This window comes from Limnovirga soli, from assembly GCF_013106755.1.
Classification (GTDB): domain Bacteria; phylum Bacteroidota; class Bacteroidia; order Chitinophagales; family Chitinophagaceae; genus Limnovirga; species Limnovirga soli.
This window is the reverse complement of record NZ_WHPF01000004.1, coordinates 65,335-76,716: the sequence shown is the minus strand read 5'-3', so window position 1 is coordinate 76,716 and position 11,382 is coordinate 65,335. Positions and strand designations below refer to the sequence as shown.

Below are 11,382 nucleotides of genomic sequence, written 5' to 3'. Positions count from 1 at the left end.
AAAGCGGATTACCCTGGTGCTAAAAAACATCTTTGGTTAAAGGGTTTTTGGAAGGCTGCCCAACCCTCCTTTCTTGCTTTACAAAGGTTGTTTTCAATAGTTTGAGCTTTATTACTGTGAATTAATAATCCTAATTGTAGTCATACCTATATAAAAAAAATTTCTCTTTTAGGGAAAAAAGTTACTTTTCTTATTCACTTGTTTATAACTTATTTTTATTTTAATTTATATACTTCTTTTACCTTTGCTTTAAATAGCAATAATATGTCTGACCAAATCTCCGACAGCCAGATACTCAAAGAACTAAAATTAAGACTAGCTAAATTACTGGAAGAAGAAAAGAATGCCCTTATAGAAAAGGAAATAAGGGACATTTCAATTCAAAAGATAAAAATAGGTATAGAGGCGTTTACTCAATTGGGAGCACCAGATTTATCTATAATTAAAAATCAGAATAGTGCTGAAAGTATCACGAGTTTTAGTTATCCAAAGGACAAAACCTGGCAGGATAAGATAAAAGCCTTTATGAAATACAAGAATACAGTAGTTACAATTTCACAAATAGTAGATGGAATAAAGGAATATGAACCAGCATATACCACTGAAAAATTACATGCTGCTATTTCCAATATTGTATCAACTATGGTAAAAAACAACCTGATTACGGCTTATAAACCTAAAGAGTTTAAAATGAAGGGATATTATTATGGTCACCCGCTTTGGTTTGTGGATGGCGAATTAAAAAATGAACACGTGCCAGATTGGGATAAGAAACTATCCTGGTAAATTAAAAAACCATCTGCAATAGGTCTCCTACAACTTGTTTGCAAATGGTTTAATTGATTAAAACAAAAGGCGGTTAGTTTAACATGTAATAATCACCATGAAAGGTGATTATTGGAAGTTTGATTCAGCTTGAGCCTTTTTAACGACCTTAAATAAAACCTGTTAAAGGTTAATTAAATAATGTAAAACTACCTTTTCGTTTATACTGTCAAAGGTAGTAAAGAAAGAGATAAATGTATATACAATGAGCAAAATTTTTACTATTCAACCAACCGGACAAACAATAGAAGTTGTATTACCTTCTTTTGAAAAGCAAATTGAGGAATACTTTAAATCAGAAACAAAAACACAAAAGCAACTACATACTGCAAATTTTATAATGATTGAAAATAATAGATTTCCAGCATTTAATGTTGATAAGTCAACTCTTACAGACGCGTTGTTTCTTACTCCTTTGCAAGTGGTTTGGTGTAGCATAGTAATTTACTTAAAGGATTGTGGATATTCTGATAACGAAATAGAGAAAACAGAAATGCTTTTATCTGCCATAGATGAACAATACAATACCAATTTAGCCCTATTGGAATATTGTTTACATTATTGCCTGCAAAACAAGCTACCAGTATGTTTAATGGTTACCAAAACTGGCAATGGCAAAATAATAAGTTGTGAGAAAATGGAAACATTTTACAATTGCGACGAAGAAGACTTTTACATCAACATCCGGCTACACAAAATATTAAAGAAAGCCTTACCTGACTTCGATTTGAGTAACAACTTGCCTAACAACATTACAGTTTCGGCTCAGGAAAAAGAGCTACTTAATGCCATACATACAAACAGGCACTTAACAGAGGTTACAATTAAAACAAAGAATGGTGATATTCACTCAGCAGAGTTTTGCGAACATGTGCCACTCAATGAGAAAAAGTATATACAAATAATGAATGAAAAAAGCGACCAAACTGTAATTATAAAAAGACAGAAGGGAAAAGATGCTTTTATTAAACGCATGTATCAAAAGGTTTTCCATAACAATTAAAATTCAAAAAATGAATAACTATTACGAACGGCTATACTTACTGCAAAAAACAGAAGAAGGCGCTTATTTAAAAAATGCTTTCAATTGAACAATGTAAAAAACTTTTACAATCAACAGGTAAGAATCATAGTGATGATGATATAAAACAAATCAGACATCAGCTGTATAAGCTGGCTAATTTGGAATATCAACTTTTTAATAATCTCAAAAATAAAAGTGATGGCAAACGTACTGCTATACGCTCGGGTTAGCACTGATGAACAGGCGGAAAAAGGCTCAAGCATCCCTTTTCAAAAGGATAGGCTACATCAATACTGCGAATTGACTGGTTATAATGTTGTAAAGTATTATGCAGAGGATTTTAGCGCAAAAAGTTTTGACAACCGGCCAGAATGGAACAAAATACTTATCCTCCTTAAAGCCAATAAGGGGCTTGTTTCAAAGATATTGGTATTACGTTGGGATAGGTTTAGTCGAAATGCTCCAGAGGCTTATCAAATGATTAAGACGCTTATTAAACTTGGTGTTGAGATTAATGCTATTGAACAGCCAATTGATTTTAAAATACCTGAACAAAAAATGCTTTTATCGTTCTATTTAACCATCCCTGAAATAGAAAACGACAGAAGGTCTATGAATACCTCCAATGGCATGCGCAAGAACATGAAACAGGGTAGGTATTTAGGTATTGCCCCGATTGGTTTTAAGAATAGTAAAGATGCTTCTGACCGGCCTTTACTTACTCATAATAGTGAAACAGCGCCATTAGTTAAAAAGGCTTTTGAATTATTTGCTACTGGAATTTATCAAATAGAAGTTCTAAGAAAGGAATTATATAAAATGGGCTTAAAGATTAGCCGAAACCAATTTTGGCTACTCTTAAGAAACCCTATTTACTGTGGCAAATTAAGAATTAAAGCTTATGGCGATGAACCCGAAGAAATCGTTCTTGGAATACATGAACCAATCATAACTGAAGAATTGTTTTATGAGGTTCAGGATGTGCTGGCAGGCAAAAAGAAGATTACCACAAAACATGCACGAATAAAGGATGAATACCCCATGAGGGGGTTTATGGTTTGTTCTAAATGCGGCAAAAATTTAACGGGTAGCAGTTCTAAAGGAAATGGCGGCACTTACTATTACTATCACTGCACAAAAGGTTGTAATGAGCGATTTAAGAGCAATGATTTACATGAAAATTTTTTCAAATGGCTGTCAGATATTTCCTTTAAATCAGAAGTTGGGGCCTTGTATTTAGCAGTAATTGAAGACGTATTTAAAACAAATGAGGGGGATAGGGATGCAGAAATAAAGAAATTAGAAGCCAAATTAACAGAAGAGACAAAATTTATGGACGATGCCGCCCGGTCACTTGTAAAAGGGGACCTAGACAAATTTGCTTATAATAGAATGAAGGAAAATAACGCTATGATTTGTGCAAATTATAAAAGCAGGATTCTGGAGTTAAAAAGTACTGACAGTGGGTTTAAGGAATATGTAAAATACAATATTTCACTTATGAGCAACCTAAATTATTATTATTCTACCGCATCGTTGGATAATAAACAGAAAATGCTTGGTTTGATGTTCCCAGAAAAACTGGTATTTGTAAATAATGAGTTTCAAACCGTAAAAGAGAGTGAATTGCTAACGCTGCTTTGCAATGCTGGTAAGGGTTTCAGCGATTCCAAAAATGAAAAGAGCAGCAAAAATGCTGCTCCTTCCTATGTGGTGACCGCGTTAGGATTCAAACCTAAAACCTTCTCATCCGTAGTGAGATGCTCTATTCAGTTGAGCTACGCAGCCATACAACCCGTTTTAGGCATCTATGCCTTAATTCGGGCTGCAAATATAGGAGCTTAAACTGAGAATCAAAAATTCTACCCTAAAATTTATTCAATTAAAAATGCCACCTTACAAATGCCTCCATGGCGGCATATTTTGTCATACCCAAGGCAGCATAGGCATTGGCTGTTGCAGCATTTCTTTCTTCTGCCCTTTGCCAAAACTCCCTGCTATCACTTCCCTGAAAGGGTACAGCATCTTTTTGGCTTTGGTGAATAAATATTCCAAAGCGTTTTTTAACTACCTGATCGGGGCTCATGGGAATTGCCATTTCAATAGCATCAATATCCCATTCCTGCCAGGCGCCTTTATACAGCCAAACCCAGCAATCTTTTACCCATTCATCCCCTTCGGCTTTTATGCGTTTCAGGCTTTCAAATACTACATCCAGGCAAACTTTATGCGTACCATGTGGGTCTGCTAAATCGCCTGCACAATACACCTGATGCGGCTTTAATTTGCGCAGTAAAGCCATGGTAATCACAACATCCTCCTCTCCCATTGGTTTTTTCTCAATGGTGCCGGTTTCGTAAAAAGGCAGGTTTTGAAAATGCCAGTTACCTTCTGGCAGGCCCACATATTTGCAGGTTGCTTTGGCTTCGCATCTTCTTATTAATCCTTTAATGGCCCTGATTTCAGCAGTATCGATTTGATTGGCCTGTTTGGTAGATAGGAATTTTTGTGCATCAGCAAGTATTTGCTGACTTTGCTTATTATCCATATGAAACATGTCTTCAAATCCCACAGCAAAGTCAAGAAAACGTGTTACAAATTCATCTGTTACGGCAATATTACCACTGGTTTGATAGGCTACATGCACATCGTGCCCCTGATCGTGCAGTCGCATAAAAGTGCCCCCCATGCTAATAATATCATCATCCGGATGTGGAGAAAATATTACACAGGTTTTTGGATAAGGTTCGCTACGCTCAGGGTGTGTTGGCAGGTTAAATTCTTTTTTGCCACCAGGCCAGCCTGTAATACTATCTCTTAATAAATAAAACACCTGCAGGTTTACCTCATAGGCATCGCCCTTTTCTACCAACAACTCGCCTAATCCATTTTCATTGTAATCATGTGCACTTAAACTTAATACAGGTTTGCCCAGTTTCAGCGCCATATTTACCACCGCTCTTTTTGTCATAGAAGGTGTCCAGTCTATCTCGCCAGTTAACCATGGCGATTTAAACCTGGTAAGCTCTGCTGCCGATAATTCGTCTAATACAAAAGTGCAGCTATTATGTTGCTGCAAAATGCTGGCAGGCACCTGGTCAGTTACATGGCCTTCAACCGATTTGGCTACAATGGGTGCTTTTAAGCCCCAGGCCATTAGAATTACGCGCTTGGCATTCATAATGGTGCTAATTCCCATTGTTAATGCCAGCCTTGGTACCCGGGCAATATTTTGAAAGTCACGTGCATTGGCAATACGGGTGCTGTTTTCAAGGTTAATTAACCTTGTTTTCGAGAAAATGCTGGCACCTGGTTCGTTAAAGCCAATATGGCCGTTATTACCAATACCCAATACCTGCAAATCAATACCACCGGCATCGGCAATCATTTGCTCGTATTGCAGGCAATGGTTCTTTACTTCGCTTTTAGGTAAGCTACCATTGGGTATATGAATATTTGCAGCATCAATATCTACATGATTAAATAAATGGCGATGCATAAAACTCCAGTAACTCTGAAATGCATCTTTCTGCAGCGGGTAATACTCATCCAGATTAAAAGTTACTACATTGCTAAAGCTAAGGCCTTCTTCCTTGTGCAGGCGTACCAGCTCGGCATACATGGTTATGGGTGTTGAGCCTGTGGCTAAACCCAGTACACATTTTTGGCCTTGCGCCTGTTTCTGTTTAATTAAATCAGCAATTTCCCGGGCTACATAACGGGAGCCTTCTTTACTGTTTCCAAAAATTTCGCATGGAATTTTTTCAAAGGAGTCTACCATACTGCTCATGTTGAAGTGGTTTTATTTTACGTTCAAAAATATTGTTTCAAAAGCATTCTGCAGAATGCAATCGTTTGATTTGCTAATTATTTTGAGCCGGGCTACTAATTTACTATGCTACTTTACTTGCGTCGCACTCTTGTGCTGCAGTAATTTAATGCAGCTAAACAAATACATATAAAGGCAACCAGGCTATTGCATTTACAATTTACAACTTCCCTCATTTCTGGCTGTATAATGCTGCCATGTAACCCGAACGAAAAAGTGAGGTATTTGCGTAACGAATCAGCAAATACAAAACAAAAGGCTATGCCATAATATGCTGAATCCGGTATCCAATTAAGCTTTACTCGCCTTTATTAATGCCCTTTTTATTGTAATGCGCCTTCCAAAGATCAAACCTTTTAAACTGTGTTTGCAGGCGGGTAGTAAAACCAGCCCAGCTTTTGTTTTGAGGCGTACTCCACAATACTTCACTTAATGCAGCCAGCCTGGGCAAAAGCATGTATTCTACCTTGCCGGGGTTGGCCATATATTCACTCCAAACATTGGCCTGTGCACCCAATATATATTTCTGCTCATCAGCCGTTAACTCTTTGGGAAGTGGCTCATAATTATACACTGTTTCTACAGGTAAATAACCGCCAATTACGAGGCTGTCTTCACTTTTTGTTTGTGCATAATCAAAATACACATAAGTAGTAGGCGTCATTACCACTTGATGCTTCTGTTTTGCGGCTTCTATACCACCTTTTTCGCCGCGCCAACTCATTACAGTTGCATTGGGTGCTACGCCTCCTTCCAGAATTTCATCCCAGCCAATTATCTGGCGGCCTTTGCCGTTCAGGTATTTCTCTATACGGCCAATAAAATAGCTTTGTAATCCGTGCTCATCTTTTAAACCCTTGTCTTTAATTAATTGCTGACAAAAGGGAGAAATTTTCCAATATTCCTTAGGACATTCATCGCCACCAATATGAATATAAGTGGATGGGAACAATGCCATTACCTCATCCAACACATCCTGTAAAAAATTAAAAGTGTATTCTGATGGGCAAAACACATCACTATAAACGCCCCAGCTTTGCTGCACATGCTTACCAGTTGAATCACCACTCCATGTTACTTTTTTTGCAATTGCAGTTGATTGAGTAGGGAAACAGCTTAATTGTGGGTATGCTGCAATGGCTGCAGATGAGTGGCCCGGCATTTCAATTTCGGGAATTACGGTGATATAACGGTCGGCCGCGTATTTTACAATGTCTTTTATTTGCTCCTGTGTATAATATCCACAATCCCTGATATTGTCGTTGCCTGTGCCAGGGTGATGACCTGTAATGGTACCATTTCTGCAACTGCCCACCTGGGTTAATAATGGGTATTTTTTTATTTCTATACGCCAGCCCTGATCCTCAGTAAGGTGCCAGTGAAACGTATTCATCTTGCTCATGGCAATAAAATCAATGTATTGCTTTACAAAATCAACACTAAAAAAATGGCGGCCACAATCCAGCATTAAGCCTCTATATGCAAATCTTGGTGCATCAGCTATTGTTACATTGGGTATTGCCAAAGCTGCTGCTGGTTGTACCGGTAATAATTGTAATAAGGTTTGAATACCATAAAAAACACCCTGCTCATTATCGCCACCTATATATACTTTCTCCTTATCTACTGTAAGGTTGTATGCGCCAGGCAAACCATTATCCATACGGTCGTAATTAAGTACAATGGCATTTTTCCACGGCAGTTTGGCTTTTGTAGTACTTAACTCAAATCCATAATATGCTTTTAAATACGCATTTAAAAATGCGGCACTTTTTTCAGTACCGCTTCCGGCTAAAATAATTTTGGTTGTAGCACTAATAGTAAAGCTTCCTGTACCCTGCTTTAATGAAGCTGGTTGTGGTATTATATTTATTTCCTGGGCATTAACAGCCAAAACAAAAAATGTACAAATGGCAAAAAGCAACTGTTTCATATTTCTTTATTGTAAAATAGGTAATATAATTTTTGAAAACTGGGTAGTGCTATGATAAATTTTTATATCGCTTTTTATAAAATCGGCCGGGCTGCAATGGTAAATATCAATAAACTGCTGTGGGTTGCGGTCTGCCAGCGGAAACCAGCTGCTTTGTACCTGCACCATTATTCTATGCCCCTTTTTAAAAGTATGTGCTATAGAAGGCAATTCAAATTTAACCTGCTCTGGTTTGTCTGGTGTAAAAGCGGTTGGATTTTCGTAGCTTTTTCTAAACCTGCCCCTAAAAATTTCGCCTCTCACCAGCATTTCATATCCAGCCATGGGGTAATTACAGGGCGCATCTTCTTCTGCATAAATATCAACATCGTTATACCCGGCATCATCAGGAAAAACATCAATAATTTTTACAACAAAATCTGCATCGGTGGTAGAAATACCCGCTACCAAATCAGCTACTACATTTCCAGCTACCGTTATATCCTTATCTAAAATTTCAGTTTGAAAAGAAACTACATCCGGGCGGCGGGTGGCAAAACGCTGGTCATCGGTCATATAAGTTCTGGTGCGGTTAAAATGTACATCTTCTGTATAGGGAACAGGATGTGAAGGATCGCTGTTATACCCCGAAAAACTATTTGTAGCTGTTGGTTTAGCCCAACCTAGTTTACCATTTGCCTGCAAATACATTGTTTTATCTTCCTTCTGTGCTGGTGGCCACTGGGTAAACGTTTTCCATTCATTGGCACCGGAAATAAATACGTTTGCTTCAGCTATCTGGTTTATATCGCCTTTACCCAACAGAAAATAGTTAAAGAAAGGAATTTCTATATGCTGTTGATACCATTCGCTGGTATTGCTTCCAAATTGGATGTTGCCCAAATGCGTACCATCATTACTGGCCCATTGCCCATGATACCACGGACCTTCCACCAGTTTATTAAATGCTTTACCCGGATTGTTTTGCTCAGCCGCCTTATACGCATTAAAAGCCCCCCAACAATCTTCCGCATCAAATAGGCCACCCACCCATAACATGGCAGGCTGCAGGTTTTTGGTGGCATTGCGTGCATCACGGGCCTTCCAAAATGCATCATAATTGGGGTGGGACATCAGGTCTTTCCAAAAAGCAATACTATCGCCCATATAACTCGTTAATTTAGATAATGAACCTGCATCTAAATAGAATTTATAGTTATCATGTGAGTTAAAATCAAACCCAGGTGAACCAACAGTGGTAGGCTTTGGCCTGGGCTTTCCAAAGGATGAGTAAAAGGAAAATGCATCCATTTGAAAAAACACACCATTGTGGTGAAAATCATCGCCAATAAACCAATTGGTAACCGGTGCCTGTGGACTAACCGCTTTTAATGCCGGATGATTACTTGCTGCTGCCATGGTTGAATAAAAACCGGGATAAGAAATACCAAATACACCTACTTTACCATTATTGCCAGGTACATTTTTTACCATCCAGTCAATAGCATCGTAAGTATCGCTGGCTTCATCAATATCTGTATTTGATTTTTTATTGGCATTAAAAGGACGAACATCCATAAAATCGCCTTCGCTCATCCAGCGGCCACGTACATCCTGTTTTACAATTATATAACCCTCTTTAAAATATGCTTTCATGTAAGAGTACCAGTAACTATTCCAATCATTGCCATAGGGTGCACAGGAATAAGGCGTTCTGGTTAATAAAACAGGGTGCTTTTGCACCGTATCTATTGGTGCATATACCGAGGTAAAAAGTTTTGCACCATCCCGCATGGGAATTTGGTACTCTGTTTTGGTATAGTTGGCCTTTATCCAAACTGAATCAGCATTTTGAGCAATGCCTGCTGTTGAAATTAATACACATACAAGGGCATTTAATATTCTCATGGCAGTATTTTATTTTGAGTGTTAAAGGTGCAATTTTTTTGGCCAATCTTAAGCGCAAATATGTATCTTTTCTTGTGCTGACATACAAATTTATTAGCAGGTGCAGCAGGTGTTAAAGTATAGTTGGCGGCCAATATATTTATAAATAAAATTATTATTGCGTGGGCAGAAGCAATGCTATTTAGCCTGGTTGCGTCGCACACTTCAACGCTTTACACGCTATTGGGCATGATAAAATAATTTATGAAGAACCTGTATTTTGCTGCCTGATGTTTTGCGGCACAAGAGTGCGACGCAAGTAAAGCTGCTATAAAAATCCATTGCCCGGCTCCACAATAATTTTAATAAAAAACCCCCGATAATTCGGGGGCTTATATTTTAATCAACTTTTGTAATTTTTATCATGTTGGTGGGCAGGTGCAATTGGATTGGCGTACTGCCTGTATTTACAATCATATCGCCCGGTTTTACAAAACCACGTTCTTTTAAAATATTAATCTGATCGGTGATTATATCATCCAAACTTACTTCTTCATCGTAATAAAAAGCCCTTACACCCCAGCTTAAACTTAACTGGTTTACCAGAGATTTTACTTTGGTAAAAATGTATAACGGAGAGTATGGTCGATAACTACTTAAAATAAAGGCAGTATATCCGCTTTGTGTCATACCAATTAAAGCATCGGCGCTAACATCTTCGGCAATTTTACAGGCGTTATAACAAACTGCATCGCTAAGAAAAGATGGAGATTTTGGTTGCGGTTTTAAGTCGCCTTCGCGGTTATACCGGTATTCGGTTTTTTCCACTTCCATAATAATCTTGCGCATGGTTTGTACCACCAGCGCCGGATGATTACCAGTAGCCGTTTCACCACTTAACATTACTGCGTCAGCACCTTCCAGTACGGCATTGGCCACATCGGTAATCTCGCTACGGTTAGGTTTAATGCGGTCAATCATACTTTCCATCATTTGCGTAGCCACAATTACAGGCTTTGCACGGTGAATGGCTTTGCGTATGATTTCGCGCTGCGCCATGGGGATTTTTTCAGGAGGTAATTCTACACCCAAATCGCCACGAGCCACCATAACAGCATCTGACTGGATTACGATATTGCGCAAATCTACCAGTGCAGAAGGCATTTCGATTTTGGCAATTACTTTACTGCTGCTTTTTGCTTCAGAAAGTCTTCTTTTAAGGTCTATAATATCTTCAGCCTTACGCACAAATGATAAGGCAATCCACTCTACATTTTGTTTAATGATAAATTCAAGATCTATAAGATCTTTCTCGGTAAGTGCAGGTAATGAAATTGCAGTATCTGGCAGATTCAATCCCTTTTTAGGATATAGAGTACCGCCATAAGTAACCTGAACTTTCACATCTTCACCGGCAGTAATTTCGGTAACCACCACTTCCAGTTTACCGTCATCAATCATAATCTTATCACCTGGCTTTACATCGGAATGTAAATTGGGGTAAGACAAATAAATTCTTTCCTTATTGCCAATTACTTTTTCCTTGCAGGTAAATGTGAGGATATCGCCTGGCACAATTTCCATTGAGCCATTTTCAATTTCGCCCACCCTTAATTTAGGGCCCTGCAAATCGGCCAGAATAGCAATATTATAAGGTTCTTTTACATTGATTTCCCTTATATATTCAATAATCCGTGCTTTATCTTCATGTGTACCGTGAGAAAAATTTAAGCGAAATACATTTACCCCAGCACGAACAAGTTCTAATAATTTGTCATAAGTATCACATGCAGGGCCAACCGTGGCAACGATTTTTGTGCGGTGATAAGAATGGTTGATACCTGCTTCTTTATCCATTTCTTTATGCAGGTATTTTGATAAATTCTGTGACATATGGTTTCCCTC

General features: G+C 38.2%; 6 protein-coding genes, 1 tRNA gene and 1 pseudogene. 3 read left to right on the top strand and 5 right to left on the bottom strand.

All coding sequences use genetic code 11. The annotated features are described in order from the left end of the window. Positions 1 to 264 precede the first annotated feature (264 nt). The 3 genes and pseudogenes from GD597_RS06055 to GD597_RS22185 form a co-directional block, all read left to right on the top strand. Positions 265 to 786: a hypothetical protein gene (locus GD597_RS06055; RefSeq protein WP_171606935.1), complete on the top strand. Its 522-nt coding sequence runs from the start codon at positions 265 to 267 to the stop codon at positions 784 to 786. Positions 787 to 1,030: 244 nt separating this feature from the next. Further along, the gene (locus tag GD597_RS06050) at positions 1,031 to 1,828 is read left to right on the top strand and encodes a hypothetical protein (protein WP_171606934.1); all 798 of its coding nucleotides are present in this window, start codon (positions 1,031 to 1,033) and stop codon (positions 1,826 to 1,828) included. A 219-nt stretch (positions 1,829 to 2,047) separates the two neighbouring features. After that, positions 2,048 to 2,827, top strand: a pseudogene (locus GD597_RS22185) (recombinase family protein); the annotation flags it as partial. Between the two features lie 733 nt (positions 2,828 to 3,560). Here GD597_RS22185 and GD597_RS06040 read toward each other — a convergent pair. The 5 genes from GD597_RS06040 to pyk form a co-directional block, all read right to left on the bottom strand. Continuing rightward, positions 3,561 to 3,637 (bottom strand) — tRNA-Arg (locus GD597_RS06040). A 94-nt stretch (positions 3,638 to 3,731) separates the two neighbouring features. Next, complete coding sequence (gene nagB, locus GD597_RS06035; RefSeq protein WP_171606933.1) at positions 3,732 to 5,639, bottom strand: glucosamine-6-phosphate deaminase; 1,908 nt, start codon at positions 5,637 to 5,639, stop codon at positions 3,732 to 3,734. Between the two features lie 337 nt (positions 5,640 to 5,976). Beyond that, entirely contained in the window at positions 5,977 to 7,611 is a 1,635-nt protein-coding gene (locus tag GD597_RS06030; protein ID WP_171606932.1) for a beta-N-acetylhexosaminidase, read from the bottom strand. A 6-nt stretch (positions 7,612 to 7,617) separates the two neighbouring features. Then, positions 7,618 to 9,498 (bottom strand): CocE/NonD family hydrolase, encoded by a 1,881-nt coding sequence (locus GD597_RS06025; protein WP_171606931.1) that lies wholly within the window; start codon positions 9,496 to 9,498, stop codon positions 7,618 to 7,620. Positions 9,499 to 9,876: 378 nt separating this feature from the next. Beyond that, positions 9,877 to 11,370: a pyruvate kinase gene (gene pyk / locus GD597_RS06020; protein ID WP_171606930.1), complete on the bottom strand. Its 1,494-nt coding sequence runs from the start codon at positions 11,368 to 11,370 to the stop codon at positions 9,877 to 9,879. Positions 11,371 to 11,382: the final 12 nt, after the last annotated feature.